This window comes from Ignavibacteriota bacterium (genome assembly GCA_016707525.1).
GTDB lineage: Bacteria > Bacteroidota > Ignavibacteria > UBA10030 > UBA6906 > JAGDMK01.
The window spans coordinates 386,102-402,827 of the sequence record JADJHP010000004.1 but is presented as its reverse complement, the minus strand read 5'-3'; the positions used below and the strand labels follow the sequence as shown (position 1 = coordinate 402,827).

Genomic DNA, 16,726 nt, shown 5'->3' with positions numbered 1-16,726 from the left:
CGGAGAGAATGTATGCCCAGGATACTGGTGATCGAAGATGAACCCGCGATGCAGAACGGGCTGCGCGATAACCTCGAGATCGAAGGGTACGACGTCACCATCGAAGGCGATGGGCGGGAAGGACTCGAGGAACTCCGGTCCGGCACGTATGACCTCACGATCCTGGATGTGATGCTGCCGTCGCTCCCCGGTTTCGATGTGCTCAAGCAGGCGCGGGCCGCAGGAGTGAAGACGCCGGTGATCATGCTCACTGCAAAAGGGGAAGAGATCGACCGCGTTCTCGGACTCGAACTCGGTGCCGACGACTACATCACGAAACCCTTCAGCCTCCGGGAACTTCTTGCGCGCGTGAAAGCGGTGCTCCGGCGCGGACAGCCTGCGGGGGCGGTCGTGACCACGGTGACGATCGGCCTGCTGACCGTCGACTTCACCGGGTACACCGCGATGCGGAAGGGGACCGATGTGGAGATGACCCCCAAGGAGTTCGATGTGCTGAAACACCTGTGGGAACACCACGGGCAAACGGTCACGCGGGACCAGCTCCTTTCAACGGTCTGGGGGTACGATGATTCGCTCAGCACGCGGACCGTGGATAATTTCATCCTCCGGTTGCGGCAGAAACTCGAGCCGGATCCGGGCCATCCGAAGCATATCCTGACCCTGCACGGGGCGGGGTACAAACTGGTGCTGTGACATTTCGTGACAATTGTTTACCATGCCGCGACATCTTTGATACGGGGTGGTCGTATCCTTCTGTGTGACCAATCACTTACCAACACACAAGGAGACGACAATGAAGACACTCATGATGCTCACTCTGGCGGCGGCGATCAGCACATCGGCTGTGGCGCACGACCGGTATTTCTCTGATGCACAGCGTCACCGTAGCGTGGATCTCGCCCCGGTCGCCGGGCGGTATATCGAGAGCCTCCGCAACGAGAAAGAAGGCGTCGTCCGGTCAGCTCTGCCCATGCGACCTGGATGAAATTGATGGTTCCGGAGCGGGCATTCCCGGGGCTTCAGGCAGAGATCAGTTCGCTCGTGGTGGCGGGCAGCACACCCGAGATCCGCTACCGGGCATCGCTCGCCAGCCTGGTGTACGAACGGCCGGCGTTGTTCGTCGGCGAATCGACAAAGGACTTTGAGGATGGAGACGAAATGTTCGCGTCCGTTGCACGCCGCGTGAGCTTCTCCATGCTGGAAAAAGGGAGCCACTGATATGTCTTTGAACAGCACGAGGATGGCCATGAGCGCTGAGAGGAATGGGGTGTCCGCACGGGTTTCGGGTACAGCGGCGGCGCTCATGGGACTGATCCTGCTGAGTGCGGTGTACGCCGGGGCGCAGGACTTGAAAGAAATCATGGATCTGTCGGGCAAGTGGAAACTCGAGGTGGGTGACGATCCGGAGTGGGCGAAGCCCGGTTATCCGGATCAGGATTGGACGACCGTGTGGGTGCCAAGTCCATGGGAGGATCAGGGATTCCCGGGGTACGATGGGTATGGCTGGTACCGGAAGTGGTTCTCCATGCCGGAAGATTGGAAGAACAAGCGGCTGTTTCTGGATCTGGGCTACGTGGATGACGTCGATGAGGTCTATATTAATGGAGAATTTGTGGGGTTCCAGGGCGAGTTCCCGCCGGACTATGTATCGCGTTACAATGTGGGACGGCGGTACGCAATACCTCCGCACACGTTGAAGCCCGGCAGGAATAATCTTATTGCCGTGCGCGTCTACGACAGTCAGATGCCGGGCGGTATCACACACGGCGATGTCAGGATATTGGAAGACCGCAGGCCGCTCGCGATGCTGCAATCTCTGGAAGGGCAATGGCGGTTCCACGAGGGGGACGATCTTGCATGGATGGAGCCCGGACTCAGCGAACGGAGCTGGTCGGTGGTGAGTGTTCCCGCATTCTGGGAGACCCAGGGACAGAAGGGATACGATGGTTTCGGCTGGTATCGGAAGACATTCACGCTGAACGCAGGACTGGAGACTGAGCGGCTCATCCTGTTCCTGGGCAAGATCGACGATTTCGATGAGGTCTATCTGAATGGGCAGCGCGTGGGGAGGACAGGTTCGTTCCAGGAGGACGGAGATGCCACGGGGGGCGACAACGACTATCAGCAGTGGCGTGCCTATACTCTGCCGGCAGGGGCTCTGATAAAGGACGAACGTCATCGCGGTCGGAGTGTTCGACAAGTATATCCATGGGGGCATCTACGAGGGGCCGATCGGCCTCGTTAGGCGGGATGCCTACCTCGCATGGGAGAAGCACAAGCCGAAGAACAACAACTGGCGCTACAACAACCCCTGGCGCTGGCTGGAGTGGCTGCTTCAGTAAGAACCAATTCGCCGCATTCTTTGGATTTCCTCGCAACTTTCCCACCAATCTGCGGTATAATGACTTATAGTCACTTCTTGTATTAACGATAATTAATTGTTGATGTAGTATTGCGTGGCTGCAACTTCTGTGGTATATTATCGTTAATCCAATGACTATCAGTCACTAAATTATCGAGTGCTTAATGGGAATCCAGGAACGGAAAGAACGCGAGAAAGAAGCGCGGCGGGAAGAGATCCTCACCGCTGCGTACAAGGTGTTCGTCGAGAAGGGGCTGACAGGGGCCACGGTCGACGACATCGCGGCGGAGGCTGAACTCAGCAAGGGAACGATCTATCTCTATTTCCACAGCAAAGAGGATCTGTACCTTGCGGTCACGAACCGCGGCCTGGAGATCATGCTGACCATGTTCGAAGCATCTGCCGGCAAAGGCGGCGACCCCATTCAGGGCATCTGGGATCTCAGCAACGCCTACAATGCATTCTATGAGGAACACCGTGAGTACTTCCGCATGCTGGCGTTCTTCGAGAATCCGGAGATGCATGATATGGTCTCCGAAGCGATGATGGCCGAATGCCAGGCGCATGATGCGAAGCTCTGGGGATTCGTGTCCGATGTCATGAAGAAAGCGATCGATGCCGGATTCCTCCATGCCGGACTCAATCCGCTGGAGGTTGGCATGATGCTCTGGTCGAATGCCACGGGGCTGTTGCGCCAGCTCGACCGGAATGAGGAGTACCGGTTGGACGGATGGGGATCGATCTCCGGAAGACGCTGCGCATGCCCAGTGGGTTCATGCTTGAAGCAATGATGACCGAGAAAGCACTGCAACTCTACGCTGATCAGCTGATCCATCACGGGTCAGCACCTTCACAGGAGAAGAAGTCATGAAGATGGTGGTCACGGGCCTTCTACTGGCCCTTACCGTAACGTCGGCCGGCGCGCAGCAGCGCCTCACGATGGACGCTGCCGTGCAAACAGCGCTGCAGCGCAATCAAACACTGCAGGGTGCGCAGTACGACCGCGACGCGGCAAAGTGGGGTCGGCTCAATGCCATCACCAACTTCCTGCCGAAGGTCGAACTTTCGGGAGGCGTCACACGCATCGACCCGGCCTCCGAGCGCCGCGCGAATGCCTCGGTGGATTTCATCAAGCTCGCCGCCGGATCGTTCGGCATCCCCCAGGACATGTTGTCCGAGATCAAACCGTTCGCCTACCGCGACACGTATGGGGCGGATATCACCGTCGTGCAACCGGTATATAACGGCGGCGCCGAGTTCGTCGGACTCTCGGCCGCGAACGCACAGGAAGACCGGTCCATCGCACTCCTGCAGGACACCGAGCAGGATGTCGTGGCGAACGTACGCACCGCGTATCTTGGCGTCCTGAAGGCCGAAGAACTTGCCGGACTCGCCCGTGAGTCGGTGGCCCGCACGCAGCGGCACCTCGACCTCACGAAGCGCCGCGCTGATGTCGGCATGCGCACCTCCACCGATGTCCTCCGCTGGCAGGTCCAGCTTGCGTCCGATGAGGGAGCACTCATTCAGGCGGAGAACGGCGTCGCCGCCTCCCGGCTCATGCTGAACGACGCGATGGGCGTCGACCTGCACGCGGCGTTCCAGTTGGACCGCGACGCACTCGGCGATTCCGCCCGGATCGCGTCCGCACTGCAGGCCGTCGCTGTCGAGCCGCCCGTCACCTCCGCTGCGCTCTCCTCGCATCCCTCGATGCGCGGGATGGACGCCGGACTTCGCCTTGCCGATGCAGGCATCAGTGCGGCGTGGATCAATTTCCAGCCGCGCATCAATGTGGCCTTCCAGTACGGTTGGGAGAAGAACAACACGCTCAAACTCGACGGGATCCGTCCGTGGGCCCTCGCGCTGCAGGTGAAATTCCCGATCTTTAACAGCTTCGGCGACTATACCAACCTGCAGAAGGCGCATGCGGAATACGCACGCACGGAGAGCCAGGTGGAGAGCGGACGCCGCGGACTCGTGATGCAGGCAACGTTCGCCCGCATGAATCTCCGCTCCGCCGCCAAACGTGTGGAGATCACCCGCACCGGTGAGCAGGAGGCACAGGATGTCCTGGATGCGATCACCCGGCGGTATGACACCGGCGGGGCATCCAATGTGGACCTCATCGATGTGCAGACGGCGTACACGGCAGCACGGACGAATGCCATCACTGCACTCTACGACTATCACATCGCCAGCATCGGGCTTGCCCGGGCGATGGGAACGATCAGCACACAGAACTGAATCAGGACAGACCCATGGAAACGACAATGATACCCCCGAAGAAACGGTCCCGCATCTGGATGATCGCCGCCGCAGCACTCCTCGCTGTGATCGCGATCGTCGTCGTCAGCACACGCCCGTCGCAGGCAGATGCGACAAAAGCCCAACAGGTGCGCGCGGCGGCAGTGGAAGTGACCCCCGCCGTGCGCGGTGATGTGGATGACATCGTGAGCGCGGTCGGTGCGGTGGAAGCGAGCCGCGACGTCATGGTGAGCTCCGAGACCGCCGGCCGGGTCACGGCCGTGCTCGTGGAGGTAGGTGCCCCCGTGAAGAAGGGGCAGGCCCTCGTGCTTGTGGACGCCGAACTGAAAGAAGTGGCAGTGCAGCAGGCACGCGCCGGACTCCTCGCTGCGAAGACGAGCATGGAGAAGGCAAAGAAGGACTTCGAGCGGACCGAGAAGCTGTACGCCTCGGGGGATGTGGCGGATGTGGAGATGGAAGGGTACCGGCTCGCGTATCATGCAGCAGAAGCGCAGTACCAGTCGGCCGTTGCGGGCGCACGACTCGCGGAACGCCAGCTGGCGGACACACGCATCGCATCGCCCATCGCCGGACAGGTGGCATCCCGTCTGGTGGAAGTGGGCGAGATGGTCGGGCCGGGGAGAGAAGTGGCGAACATCATCGACATCAGTACCATGAAGGTGCGGCTGAGCATCCCCGAAGAGCAGGTGTCGCAACTGCGCGCCGGGCAGTCCGCGGACCTGCGCGTGGACTCGCATGCCGGTGTTGTGCACCGCGGGACGGTGCATACGGTGGGAGCCAAATCGGAGTCTCCCAACGGCCATACCTATCCCGTCGAGGTGCTGGTGCAGAATTCCCCGGGAAGTCTCCTCCGGGGGGGGATGTTTGCCCGGGTGGCCGTCCGCACGAACTCGGTGAAGAACGTCATCGTCGTGGACCGGAATGCCCTCATCGAATGGGAGGGCCGTACAGCGGTCTTCGTTGCGAAGGATGGGGTGGCGCACCTGCGCCCCGTGACGCTCGGACTGAACGGCGCATCGCACGCACAGGTCGTGAGTGGATTGACGGAAGGCGAACTCGTCGTCAGCTTCGGCCACAAGGCGCTGAAGGATGGCGCCCCGGTAACGTACAAAGGACAGTGAAGAGAACGGACTGAACACGTATGAAACTCACAGAGATCGCCATACGCCGCCCGGCGTTCATCACGATGATCTTCGTTACGCTCGCGGTTCTGGGCCTCTTCGGCTACTCCCGCATGGGTGTGGACCTTCTGCCGAAGATGGACTGGCCCTTCATCTCGATCGTCACGGTCTACCCCGGTGCCGGACCCAAAGAGGTGGAATCGCTCGTCTCCAAGCCGCTTGAAGAGGCCGTGAGCGGACTGAACAAACTGGACAATGTCCGTTCGTATTCCTATGAAGGTGTGTCGGTCGTCCTCGCACAGTTCACCTTCAGCGCGGACGTGGACGTGGTCACCAACGATGTGCAGCGTGCGGTGGAGCAGGCACGCTTCAAGCTGCCGGATGAGGTGAAGGCGCCGCTCATTTCGAAATCGGACATGAATGCCTTCCCGATCCTCCGCGTCTCGCTCACAGGCCAGATGCCGCCGCGGGAGCTGTATCAATTCCTGAAGGACCGGCTGAAGCCCCGGCTGGAGCAGGTGGATGGGGTCTCGGCCATCACCATCATCGGCGGACAGGAGCGCGAGATCCGCGTTGAGCTCGACAACCAGAAGCTGAACGCCTACGGCATCTCGGTACTGCAGGTGTCGCAGGCACTGGCGCGCGAGAACCTCGACTTCCCTACGGGGAAGGTGGATGAGGACCTCAGTCAATACATCGTGCGCCTCGCCGGAAAGTTCAAGTCGCTGGATGAGATCCGCGCGGTCGTTATCGCCGGCGGGCCGAACGGTGTGGTCTATCTGCGGGACATCGCCCGGGTGGTGGACGGCTCGCGGGAGACCTTCACCATCAGCCGTCTGAACGGCGAAACCTCGATCGCACTCGCCATCCAGAAACAGTCGGATGCCAACTCCGTGAAGACCAGCGACCGGCTGCAGGCCACGTTCCGGGAGCTCGAGCAGGAGAACGGCGGCCGTGTGCATTTCACCGTCGCGCAGGACCTGACCGATTTCACGCGGAATTCGCTTTCCGAAGTGCAGCGCGATCTGTTCCTGGCGATCCTGATGGTGGCCGTCGTCCTGTTCCTGTTCCTCCACAGCGCGCGCAATTCGCTCATCGTGCTGCTGTCGATCCCGACGTCGCTGATCACGACCTTCTTCTTCATGTGGATCTTCGACTATACGCTGAACCTCATCTCGCTGATGGCTCTGGCGCTGGTGATCGGCATCCTGGTGGACGACTCCATCGTGGTGCTCGAGAATATCCACCGCCATCTGGAGAAAGGCGAGGACCCGAAGGACGCTGCCGTGAATGGCCGCAGTGAGATCGGCTTCGCCGCCATCGCGATCACGCTCGTGGACGTTGTGGTGTTCCTCCCGATCTCGCTGGTCGGCGGCGTCGTGGGGCGCATCTTCAGTGAATTCGGCATCACGATCGTCGTCGCCACGCTGCTGTCGCTCTTCGTGTCGTTCACCCTCACGCCGATGCTCGCGTCCAAATGGTCGCGCCTCATCGAACACACCCGCGCAACGCGGACCGGCCGCTTCATCCTCTGGTTCGAGGGACTGCAGGACCGCCTCGCGGAACGATACAGCGACCTGCTCGGCTGGTCCTTGAGCCACAGGAAGACCATTCTCGCCATCAGCGGCGGCCTGTTCGTGGCCAGCCTCGGTCTGATACAGTTCGGGTTCATCGGTTCGGAATTCATGACGGACTCCGACCGGGGTGAGTTCGCGATCAACATCGATCTGCCGCTGGGAACGACGATCGGGAAGACGGATTCCACCGTGCACGCGGTGGAACGGATCGTTGCTTCCATGCCCGAGGTGCAGCGGTACCTCTCCACCACCGGCAAGCAGCAGAGCCAGTGGAAGAATGCCGAGCAGTCCAACCTCGGTCAGGTGCAGGTGAAACTGACGGACAAACGGGACCGGAAACGGTCGACGAAAGCGGTGATGCTCGCGATCCAGGAACAGACCGCCGGCATCCCCGGTCTGACGACCAGCTTCGCGACGATCAGCATGTGGGGTGCGGCGAATGAAGCGCCATTCCAGATCGAGATCATCGGGTCCGACCTTGCCCAGGTGGTGAAGTATGCCGAAACGGTCTCGGCGATCATGTCGCGGGCGAAGGGGACCGTGGATGTCAAGACGTCGTGGGAAGAGGGGAAGCCGGAACTCAAGATCGAAGTGGACCGCGACAAGTGTGCGCGGATGGGGCTGACGCTGGTGGAGGTCGGGCTCGCGGTGCGGACGGCCATTGAGGGTGACATCGCCACGAAATACCAGGAAGGCGACACCGAATATGACCTGAGGGTCGTGCTCAACCGCGGCGACCGTTCGCACGCGGCGGACATCGGTATGCTCACGCTGATCAATCACTCCGGGGAACCGGTGAGGCTCGCACAGATCGCCAACATCTATTATGGCAAGGGCCCCTCCGAGATCCAGCGGAAGGACCGGGAACGGCTTGTGACCGTGGCAACGAACCTTTCGGGCGAGGTGCCACTCGGGCAAGTGGCCGAGGCTGTGGAGAAGGAGATCAACGCGGTGGGGATCCCCGCCGGTGTGCAGGTGTTCTATGGCGGCGATACCGAGAACATGCGCGACATGTTCAGCGATATGACCATCGCGCTCAGCATGGCCATCCTGTTCGTGTACATCATCATGGTGAGCCTGTTCGAATCGTATATCCATCCGTTCACGATCATGTTCTCGCTGCCGGTGGCGCTGGTGGGCGCGCTGGCAGGCCTCGCCCTCACGGGGATGACGCTGAACATGTTCAGCATGATCGGGATCATCATGCTCATGGGCCTCGTGACGAAGAACGCCATCCTGCTCGTCGATTTCACCAATACGCTCCGGGAGCGGGGGATGGCCATGCGCGAAGCTCTGCAGGAAGCGGGCAAGACCCGTCTGCGCCCGATCGTCATGACCACTGCGACGATGATCTTCGGCATGATGCCGCTGGCATTGGCGCTCGGCGCCGGGGCCGAAATGCGCCAGGGCATGGCGATCGTCGTGGTCGCCGGCCTCGTCAGTTCCACCCTGCTCACGCTGGTGCTTGTGCCGGTGGTGTACAGCTACGTGGATGCGCTGAAAGACAGGGTGCCGGTCCTCTTTAAGAAAGTCTCCTGGGCGGCATGGTTCCCCTGGAAACGGGGCACTCCCGGCGTGGCCGCGAATTGATTCTCTCGGTGCCAGTTGGTACCTTGGAACGCACGCCTCGTGAGGGCGTGCGTTCCCATTTCTGACCAGCCGGACCATCACCAGTGACCGACCACACAGGATCCGTGAGCAATGCCTGGCGGGGCGCATGGGCAGACCGTGCGTTCCGTCTCCAGGCCCTTGTCACCGTTCCTCTCCTTCTCCTCGTCTTGAGCCTCCTGGCCCGATTCCTCGAAGCGAACGAGGCACGGCAGGGGGTCGTCCTGGCAGATCCGTTGCTGGCCCTCTATCAGCCGCACGACCTCACCTGGATCACCTTCGGCCTCATTTATAAGGGCCTCGTTGCCGGGATCGTCTTTCTGCTGCGCCATCCGGCAACGCTGCTGCTCGCGATCCAGGCCTATGCTCTCATGGTGGGATTCCGGATCCTGGCAATGACGCTGGTACCTCTCGAGCCACCGCCGGCGATGATCCCGCTGAACGACCCGCTCGTGGAGATCTTCGGGACCGGGCGCCTCCTCACGAAGGACCTGTTCTTCTCCGGTCACACCTCGACCCTGTTCCTGCTCTTTCTGGTGATGCCCCCGGGGAGACTCAAGACCGTCTTTCTTGTGTGTACCCTTCTCGTCGCCTGCTGCGTTCTGCTCCAGCATGTGCACTACAGCATCGATGTATTCGTTGCACCCTTCGTCGCGTACGCGTCGGTGCGGATCGTCCGGACCCTGACGTCGCGTGCAGAGATCGCGCGTCCAACGCACGTATAGGATATGAGGATCATGAAGACGCTTGTTCTCAGTATCGCCACCCTCTTCGCATTCACCATGACAGCACACGCTGCCGATGATCGGTCGCCCCTTGCAGACTCCGCGGCGACGGTCCTCAGCGGCGATGTCCGCTTCACCGTTCTCACGCCACGCCTGTTGCGATTGGAATGGGCGCCGGCCCGGCAGTTCGAAGACCATGCATCGCTCGTCGTGCTGAATCGCAAACTTCCTGTCCCGAAATTCACGGTGGAGCGGGAAGAGGGTGTGTTGACGCTGCGGACGGACTCGCTCCTTCTCCGCTACCGGGAGGGAACCGGGCGTTTCACCGAACAGAACCTGCAGATCACGCTCGGGCACCTTGCGGGTCCCGGCGCGCGGGTATGGCATCCCGGATTGAAAGACAGTACCAATCTCCGGGGGACCTCGCGGACCCTCGACGCCGCACAGGGGGCCATCGAGCTGGAGCCCGGCCTTCTCTCGCGGACGGGGTGGAGCGTGGTCGATGATTCCGAGCGCCCGCTTCTGGATAACGGAGAGTGGCCGTGGGTCACGCCGCGGTCGCCGGGTGAACGGCAGGACCTGTACTTCTTCGGATACGGGGTGGACCACAAGTCCGTCCTGGGCGACTTTGTGAAGATCGCGGGACGCATCCCGATCCCTCCGCGGTTCGCGTTCGGCACGTGGTGGTCCAGGTACTGGTCGTACACCGACACGGAGATGATGGACCTCGTGAAGGAATTCCGCCTCCATGCCGTGCCGCTCGATGTGCTGGTGGTGGACATGGACTGGCATCTCACGTTCGACATGCGGTGGTCGCAGGACATCAAGGACCAGGCGGGACAGAAGCTCGGGTGGACGGGGTACACGTGGGACCGGAATGTCTTCCCTGATCCCGATGCCTTCATGCGCTGGTGCGAGCAGAAGGGATTGAAGACCACGCTCAACCTGCATCCGGCGTCGGGCATTCAGCCGCATGAGGAGCAGTATCCGGCCATGGCGCGATCGATGGGGATCGATCCGGCAACACAGAAGTACGTGCCGTTCGACATCGTCAACAGGAAGTTCGCGGACAACTATCTCACGCACGTCATCCATCCGCTCGAGGACCGGGGGGTGGACTTCTGGTGGCTCGACTGGCAGCAGTGGGGTGCGACCACCATCCCGGGTGTGACGCCGACCTGGTGGCTGAACTATGTGTTCTTCACGGATATGGAGCGGCGCGGCAAGAACCGCCCCATGCTCTTCCACCGTTGGGGTGGGTTGGGGAATCACCGGTACCAGATCGGCTTCTCCGGCGATGCCATCTCCGTGTGGGAGTCGCTTGCGTTCCAGCCGTACTTCACAGCGACCGCTGCGAACGTCGGGTTCGGATACTGGAGTCATGACATTGGCGGGCACATGCCCGGCGTCGTGTCGCCCGAACTGTACACCAGATGGATCCAGTTCGGTGTGTTCAGTCCGATCCTGCGGACCCATACCACCAAGAACCCGGATGCCGAGCGGCGCATGTGGTCGTATCCGGACGCATACTTCACGGTGATGCGCGAGGCCTACCGGCTTCGCTACGCGATGATCCCGTACATCTATACGGAAGCGCGGAAGGCGTATGATACCGGGATCTCGATCGTCCGTCCGATGTACTACGACCATCCGCTGGCGGAAGAGGCGTATGCGCACAAGGACCAGTACATGTTCGGGGACGCGATGATCGTTGCGCCGATCGCAACGGAGGGAGATTCGACACACACCGCCATGAAAGAAGTGTGGCTGCCGGAGGGCGAGTGGTACGAGTGGTACACAGGGGCGAAGATTCAGGGGCCGGGAATCTACACGCGCTCGTACATGCTCGAGGAAGTGCCGGTGTTCGTGAAGGCGGGGTCGATCGTGCCGATGCAGCCGGACATGATGTACACCGGCGAGAAACCGGTGGACCCGCTCATCCTGACCATCTTCCCGGGGAGGGAAGGTGCGGCGCGGGTGTATGAGGATGCAGGGAATTCGGTCGCATATCAGAAGGGTGAGTGTACGTGGACGCCTGTCACCATGACCGAAGAAGGTGGGCGGGGGGTGAGAGCGGTTGTGAGTCCGCGTCAAGGGAAGTATCCTGGAATGCTTGCGGAGCGTGCGTATGAGTTCCGTTTGGTGAACCGGATGCCGCCGGAGGTCGTGGAGATCGACGGCCATGTGATGCCCAATGTTGCTGAAGGGTCGGGGCCGGGGTGGTGGTATGACGGCGAGCGTGCGACCATCGTTGTGCGCACTGCGCGGGTGCAAGCCGGTGATGAGCTGGAACTGGAAGTGAAGGGCGTTGCGGGGTCCGTGGGGCAGTACGTGCACGGGTTGCCGGGAGCGTTGCGCCGGTTGCGGAAGGGGATGGATCTCATCAATGCGCAATGGCCGAAGGAGTGGTCGTCCGGCGATCTGGTGTCCGCGGTGCAGACCGGCAACCGGATGTCGCGGTGGCCGGGTAAGGCACCGGCCGAGCTTGAAGCGTTGACCCGGCGCATCGATGTAGCGCTGAAGCAGTTGCAGCCGCTCTCCATACCTGAGAGCGTGCGCACGCGTGTGCGCGGGCTTCTGGACCGCAGCAGAGAGCTGTTGAGCCGGTAGGTCCCCGGTAGTGTTCCAACAAGGTTGTTGTTCCATGTGTACGTTGCACGGTTCTTTTCTCACTTCTTGTAGGAGTTCTCGTGGACTGGCTTGCCCAACCTGAAACCTGGATCGCGTTGTTGACCCTCACGGCGCTGGAGATCGTGCTGGGGATCGACAACATCATCTTCATATCCATCCTTGCCGGGAAGTTGCCCAAGGAGCAGCAGGCGAAAGGGAGGACGTGGGGACTGGCGCTGGCGATGATCACGCGCATCCTCCTGTTGCTTTCCCTCTCGTGGATCATGCGTCTGACCGAGCCGTGGTTCGGCGTTTTCGGGCAGGAGATCTCGGGCAGGGATCTGATCCTCCTCATCGGCGGACTGTTCCTGATAGCGAAGAGCACCCATGAGATCCATGACAAGCTGGAGGGGCCGGAAGAGGCCGGGGTGCGGGTAGGGAAGAAGAAGGCGTCGTTCACGAGCGTGATCATCCAGATCATGTTGCTGGACATCGTCTTCTCGCTGGATTCGGTCATCACCGCCGTCGGCATGGCGAATCAGGTGGCGGTGATGGTAGCCGCGATCGTCATCGCGGTCATCATCATGATGATCTCATCGTCCGCGGTCTCGGAGTTCGTCCACCGTCATCCGACGGTGAAGATGCTGGCATTGAGTTTCCTGTTGCTGATCGGTGTGACCCTTGTGGCCGAAGGATTCCACCAGCACATCTCCAAGGGGTACATCTATTTTGCGATGGCGTTCTCGGTCTTCGTGGAGATGCTGAACCTCAGGATACGGAAGGGTGGGGAAAAGGTGAAGCCGGTGGAGCTGAGGGAGGGGTGATGGCGGACCGCGCGTCCAGACGGGAGCCCGTACGAATATCGTACCGGGCTCCCGGACGGTGCAGCATTACGACCCGGTCTTCGTCAGGATCATGATCTCCGGTTTCCCCAGGACACCACCACGCCCCATGATCTCTTTGAGCTTCGGGTTCGACATGAAGGACTCCGCGGCCTCCGGGCTCGAAAATTCCCCGATGACGCTCACCCAATTCGGCTTCTTTGCATCACGGAACACTTCCGGGTTCGTGAATCCGGCCTTGGTGCGATTCAGGTCATCCGCATCATACACCGTTCTCCACGCGGCATAGTCCTTGACCTCGTGCGTGATCACGACGGTCACCTTCCCACTTGCCTTTTCTTCGTTCTTCGTCCCTTGCGCAACGGCGCCTACGGCTAGTGCGAGCACCAGGCCTGCCAACAGCACATGCTTCATCATGAAAGATCCCTGTTTGGTGAGTGTGCGCTCCGCGATGGAGTGCATACTGTTGAACGGGAGTGGTAGGGGTTTCGTTCCCCCGCAGGGGGAGCGAAACGCCCTTTCTTTGGGGTGATCCTTTTCGCTCCCCCCCCCCGATCTCACCAGGGAGGATTAGTCCCGCATTCATCCTCTTGCCCGATATGAATCCCGCCGAAACAATGGTACCAATGAGTGTCGAAAAGGCGAACATATCGCACAGTGGATATCCAATCGGAAAGGGATCGCACGATGAAAACCCTCGGTATCATCCTCATGGTGATGGGCCTGATAATGACCCTCTACAGCGGATTCAATTTTGTGACGAAAGAGAAAGTGGTGGATCTGGGGCCGATCGAGATAACACAGGACAATGACCATGCGATCGCCTGGCAACCCTATGTGGGCGTCGGTGCGATCATCATCGGTGGCATCCTGTTCGTCGTCAGCAGGAAGGGCTCCCTTGCGGTCTGACAGGGATCGGTATCACCCGGGACATCGGTGCGCTCAGAACTGCTCCCCGGGGAGCGCCGCGTCCGATCACGTTGATGATCACGGTCATGGGGTGATGGCACAATGACAACCCGATGGTTCAAGGATCTCTGGCTGTTGATGAGGGATGCGGCGATAGCATGGGACGATGATGACCTGGTCGAACAGGGCGCCGCCCTGGCCTATTACACGGTCTTTGCTCTCTCGCCGTTCCTGATCCTGATGATCGTCCTGTCCAGTGTTGGCTTTGGTCAGGAAGCCTCGAGCGGACATCTGGTGGATCAGATCCGGGGGCTGATCGGGGTTGAGGGGGCGCAGTTCGTTCAGACCCTGATCACCAACGCGTACCGTGCGGATTCCAATGTCCTCGCAACGGTGGTCAGCACGATCATGGTCCTGCTCGGGGCTTCAGCGGTATTCGTGCAATTGCGGAATTCCCTGAACGCGAGCTGGCGAGTCACCCATACGCCCATGGGTACCATCCGGGGATTCATTCAGACCCGGCTTTTTGCCATTGCGGTCATACTCGGGATCGGGTTCCTCCTTCTGGTTTCCCTGGTATTCAGTGCCGTCCTGGCAGCAGTGAGCGACTATCTGGGCCGCAACATTGCCCAGCTCGCAGGCCTGGTCAACGTCGTTGAGTTCCTGATGTCGTTCGTTGGCGTGACGGTCATGTTCGCACTGATGTTCAAGTTCATCCCGGATGCGATCGTGAATTGGAGCGATGTCTGGGTTGGAGCAGGGGTCACGTCGGTCTTGTTCGCTCTCGGAAAGCTGGTGATAGGCGTGTATCTGGGGAATGGCGCCATAGGCTCCACATTCGGGGCGGCAAGTTCACTCGTCATCATCATGTTGTGGGCGTTCTATTCGGCGCAGATCGTGCTCTTCGGTGCTGAGTTCACCCGGCTCTACGCGACGCGGTTCGGATCGGGGATCCGGCCGGGCGCGAATGCCGTGCATGTTGTTGCTCAGGTTCGTGCGACCCTCCCCTAGCCGTGGGACGCGTGACCGGACGGAACCGGTTTCCGTATCAAAAATGTGTGTCAGGATACCCCGATCGCGAAGTACCGATACAAGCAGGCGGGGCTGCTTCCATGCTGTAGGATGTCATCATCCAATCAGGAAAGGATACACCCATGAGTGCGGGTAAGATCATCGCAGGTGCAATAGTCGCTATCGCTGCAGGCGCGGCGCTCGGAGTGCTGTTCGCCCCGGATTCAGGTTCCAATACAAGGAGGAAGATCTCCGCGCGGGGGAACCGCTATCTCGGGACCATCAAGGACACGGCCAACGGGTACGTCTCTTCCATCGAAGATACATACGAAAGTGCCAGAGGTACCGCAGTTGAGATCGCCGACAGGGTGAAGGGTGCCGTGGACGTCCTGGGCGGTGACGGGACTGTGAAGCATGGGCGACGGGCGTGAGGCATGACCCTGCGTGCCGGTCCGACCCGATAGCAATACCGGCCAGGACCGTCTCGCGGGAATGCATCACCTTGAAAGCGACCCATGACCGAGCACACACCAGCGTGGTATACCAGACTTACGACCATCCTCCTCGGATTGTCGCTTGCGGTCCTCATCCTGTACGTGGGCCGCGACGTGATGATCCCTCTGGCCTATGCGGCGCTCGTGTCGGTGCTGCTCTCTCCCCTTGTCTCGTTTCTGGAGAGACACAGGGTTCCACAATTACTCGCCATCACCATCGCCGTGAGCCTTGCCTGCATCGGGGTTGTGGCACTCGTCGTGGTCATCGGGATGCAGATCTCTCAGTTTGGAGAGGACCTCCCCCGATTGAAGGAGGCGGGGAATCTCTATCTCGCCAGGCTCCAGGCCTTCGTCACGGAATACCTGGGTGTCACGTATGCAGAACAATTGCGCTGGCTTGAACAGGGTCTGGAGCAAGCGCAAAGGAATCTCGGCGGGGTGCTGGGCCGCACATTCTTCGCGTTCGTGGACCTGACGTCCCTGATCATTCTCGTGCCCCTGTATGCGTTCGTCATGCTGCTCTACGCGGATCTTCTGGCCGCTTTTGTCCTTCGACTCGCGTCCGGTTGGCAGGCCGGCATTGTCAAGGCGACGCTCCTCGAAGCGCGGAAGGTGGTGAACCGGTACATGATCGGCCTGATGATGGAAACAGCGATCGTGGCAGTGCTCAATAGTGGGGCACTCCTACTGCTCGGGATCGAGTATGCAGTGCTGTTCGGCGTCCTGGCAGCGATCCTGAATCTCATTCCGTATGTCGGCATTCTGATCGGGGGGCTTCTCCCGATGATCATGGCCATCATAACGAAAGACTCCCTGTGGTACCCCCTCGGCGTGGTGGGCGCCTTCAGCCTTGTCCAGTTCATCGACAATAATGTGATCGTACCGTATGTGGTCGCTTCTCGCGTCAGCATCAATGCTCTCGTATCGATCCTCGCAGTGATCATCGGTGGCATGCTGTGGGGATTGTCCGGAATGTTCCTTGCCCTTCCCGCCGTGGCGATCCTTAAAGTGGCCTGCGACAGGATCGAACCTCTGGCGCCCTGGGGGCTCCTGCTGGGGGATACGATACCCGGCAGGACAACAGATGGATCGAAACAGAGGCTGCGGAAGACATGACGATGACCCCATTGCCCTGGACATCCCAGCGCACGGGCCCTTGAAAGACGACCCTCCAAAGAGTCTGTGTCGCGTGTAGATCTGACCCG

16 protein-coding genes are annotated in these 16,726 nt (G+C 60.5%); 15 read left to right on the top strand and 1 reads right to left on the bottom strand.

What is annotated here, in order from left to right:
* Positions 1–12 precede the first annotated feature (12 nt).
* The 11 genes from IPI01_09605 to IPI01_09555 all read left to right on the top strand — a co-directional run bounded on the left by IPI01_09605 (position 13) and on the right by IPI01_09555 (position 13,089).
* On the top strand, positions 13–693 hold the full coding sequence (locus IPI01_09605) for a response regulator transcription factor (GenBank protein ID MBK7258039.1): 681 nt from the start codon (positions 13–15) through the stop codon (positions 691–693).
* Between the two features lie 100 nt (positions 694–793).
* On the top strand, positions 794–985 hold the full coding sequence (locus IPI01_09600) for a hypothetical protein (protein ID MBK7258038.1): 192 nt from the start codon (positions 794–796) through the stop codon (positions 983–985).
* The gene (locus IPI01_09595) at positions 982–1,218 is read left to right on the top strand and encodes a hypothetical protein (GenBank protein MBK7258037.1); all 237 of its coding nucleotides are present in this window, start codon (positions 982–984) and stop codon (positions 1,216–1,218) included. Before IPI01_09600 ends, IPI01_09595 begins: the two co-directional genes overlap by 4 nt.
* Before the next feature lie 28 nt (positions 1,219–1,246).
* Positions 1,247–2,245, top strand: coding sequence for a glycoside hydrolase (locus tag IPI01_09590; GenBank protein MBK7258036.1), 999 nt, complete (start codon positions 1,247–1,249; stop codon positions 2,243–2,245).
* Positions 2,246–2,526: 281 nt separating this feature from the next.
* Positions 2,527–3,153, top strand: a complete 627-nt coding sequence (locus tag IPI01_09585; GenBank protein MBK7258035.1) for a TetR/AcrR family transcriptional regulator — start codon at positions 2,527–2,529, stop codon at positions 3,151–3,153.
* 76 nt (positions 3,154–3,229) lie between these two features.
* A complete protein-coding gene (locus IPI01_09580) occupies positions 3,230–4,603 on the top strand; it encodes a TolC family protein (protein ID MBK7258034.1) in 1,374 nt (457 codons plus the stop codon).
* Positions 4,604–4,617: 14 nt separating this feature from the next.
* Entirely contained in the window at positions 4,618–5,745 is a 1,128-nt protein-coding gene (locus IPI01_09575) for an efflux RND transporter periplasmic adaptor subunit (protein ID MBK7258033.1), read from the top strand.
* A 20-nt stretch (positions 5,746–5,765) separates the two neighbouring features.
* On the top strand, positions 5,766–8,912 hold the full coding sequence (locus IPI01_09570) for an efflux RND transporter permease subunit (protein MBK7258032.1): 3,147 nt from the start codon (positions 5,766–5,768) through the stop codon (positions 8,910–8,912).
* 104 nt (positions 8,913–9,016) lie between these two features.
* A complete protein-coding gene (locus IPI01_09565) occupies positions 9,017–9,655 on the top strand; it encodes a hypothetical protein (GenBank protein ID MBK7258031.1) in 639 nt (212 codons plus the stop codon).
* A 12-nt stretch (positions 9,656–9,667) separates the two neighbouring features.
* Complete coding sequence (locus IPI01_09560; protein MBK7258030.1) at positions 9,668–12,265, top strand: DUF5110 domain-containing protein; 2,598 nt, start codon at positions 9,668–9,670, stop codon at positions 12,263–12,265.
* An 80-nt stretch (positions 12,266–12,345) separates the two neighbouring features.
* A complete protein-coding gene (locus tag IPI01_09555; GenBank protein MBK7258029.1) occupies positions 12,346–13,089 on the top strand; it encodes a TerC family protein in 744 nt (247 codons plus the stop codon).
* A gap of 66 nt (positions 13,090–13,155) precedes the next feature.
* Here the strand turns inward: IPI01_09555 and IPI01_09550 are convergent, their stop codons facing one another.
* Entirely contained in the window at positions 13,156–13,524 is a 369-nt protein-coding gene (locus IPI01_09550; GenBank protein MBK7258028.1) for a cyclase, read from the bottom strand.
* A gap of 270 nt (positions 13,525–13,794) precedes the next feature.
* On the opposite strand from IPI01_09550, the gene IPI01_09545 reads away from it, so the two are divergent.
* From IPI01_09545 to IPI01_09530, 4 genes are all read left to right on the top strand, one after another.
* The gene (locus IPI01_09545; GenBank protein ID MBK7258027.1) at positions 13,795–14,016 is read left to right on the top strand and encodes a hypothetical protein; all 222 of its coding nucleotides are present in this window, start codon (positions 13,795–13,797) and stop codon (positions 14,014–14,016) included.
* 102 nt (positions 14,017–14,118) lie between these two features.
* Positions 14,119–15,027: a YihY/virulence factor BrkB family protein gene (locus IPI01_09540; protein MBK7258026.1), complete on the top strand. Its 909-nt coding sequence runs from the start codon at positions 14,119–14,121 to the stop codon at positions 15,025–15,027.
* Between the two features lie 143 nt (positions 15,028–15,170).
* Positions 15,171–15,458 (top strand): YtxH domain-containing protein, encoded by a 288-nt coding sequence (locus IPI01_09535; protein MBK7258025.1) that lies wholly within the window; start codon positions 15,171–15,173, stop codon positions 15,456–15,458.
* A gap of 84 nt (positions 15,459–15,542) precedes the next feature.
* Positions 15,543–16,637: an AI-2E family transporter gene (locus IPI01_09530; protein MBK7258024.1), complete on the top strand. Its 1,095-nt coding sequence runs from the start codon at positions 15,543–15,545 to the stop codon at positions 16,635–16,637.
* Positions 16,638–16,726 lie beyond the last annotated feature (89 nt).

Bases quoted from the DNA above. Each gene is read 5' to 3' on its own strand.
- IPI01_09545 (MBK7258027.1), top strand. From the start codon at position 13,795: ATGAAAACCCTCGGTATCATCCTCATGGTGATGGGCCTGATAATGACC.
- IPI01_09580 (MBK7258034.1), top strand. From the start codon at position 3,230: ATGAAGATGGTGGTCACGGGCCTTCTACTGGCCCTTACCGTAACGTCG.
- IPI01_09540 (MBK7258026.1), top strand. From the start codon at position 14,119: ATGACAACCCGATGGTTCAAGGATCTCTGGCTGTTGATGAGGGATGCG.
- IPI01_09535 (MBK7258025.1), top strand. From the start codon at position 15,171: ATGAGTGCGGGTAAGATCATCGCAGGTGCAATAGTCGCTATCGCTGCA.
- IPI01_09560 (MBK7258030.1), top strand. From the start codon at position 9,668: ATGAAGACGCTTGTTCTCAGTATCGCCACCCTCTTCGCATTCACCATG.
- IPI01_09585 (MBK7258035.1), top strand. From the start codon at position 2,527: ATGGGAATCCAGGAACGGAAAGAACGCGAGAAAGAAGCGCGGCGGGAA.
- IPI01_09595 (MBK7258037.1), top strand. From the start codon at position 982: ATGAAATTGATGGTTCCGGAGCGGGCATTCCCGGGGCTTCAGGCAGAG.
- IPI01_09605 (MBK7258039.1), top strand. From the start codon at position 13: ATGCCCAGGATACTGGTGATCGAAGATGAACCCGCGATGCAGAACGGG.
- IPI01_09575 (MBK7258033.1), top strand. From the start codon at position 4,618: ATGGAAACGACAATGATACCCCCGAAGAAACGGTCCCGCATCTGGATG.
- IPI01_09600 (MBK7258038.1), top strand. From the start codon at position 794: ATGAAGACACTCATGATGCTCACTCTGGCGGCGGCGATCAGCACATCG.
- IPI01_09550 (MBK7258028.1), bottom strand. From the start codon at position 13,524: ATGATGAAGCATGTGCTGTTGGCAGGCCTGGTGCTCGCACTAGCCGTA.
- IPI01_09530 (MBK7258024.1), top strand. From the start codon at position 15,543: ATGACCGAGCACACACCAGCGTGGTATACCAGACTTACGACCATCCTC.
- IPI01_09570 (MBK7258032.1), top strand. From the start codon at position 5,766: ATGAAACTCACAGAGATCGCCATACGCCGCCCGGCGTTCATCACGATG.
- IPI01_09590 (MBK7258036.1), top strand. From the start codon at position 1,247: ATGAGCGCTGAGAGGAATGGGGTGTCCGCACGGGTTTCGGGTACAGCG.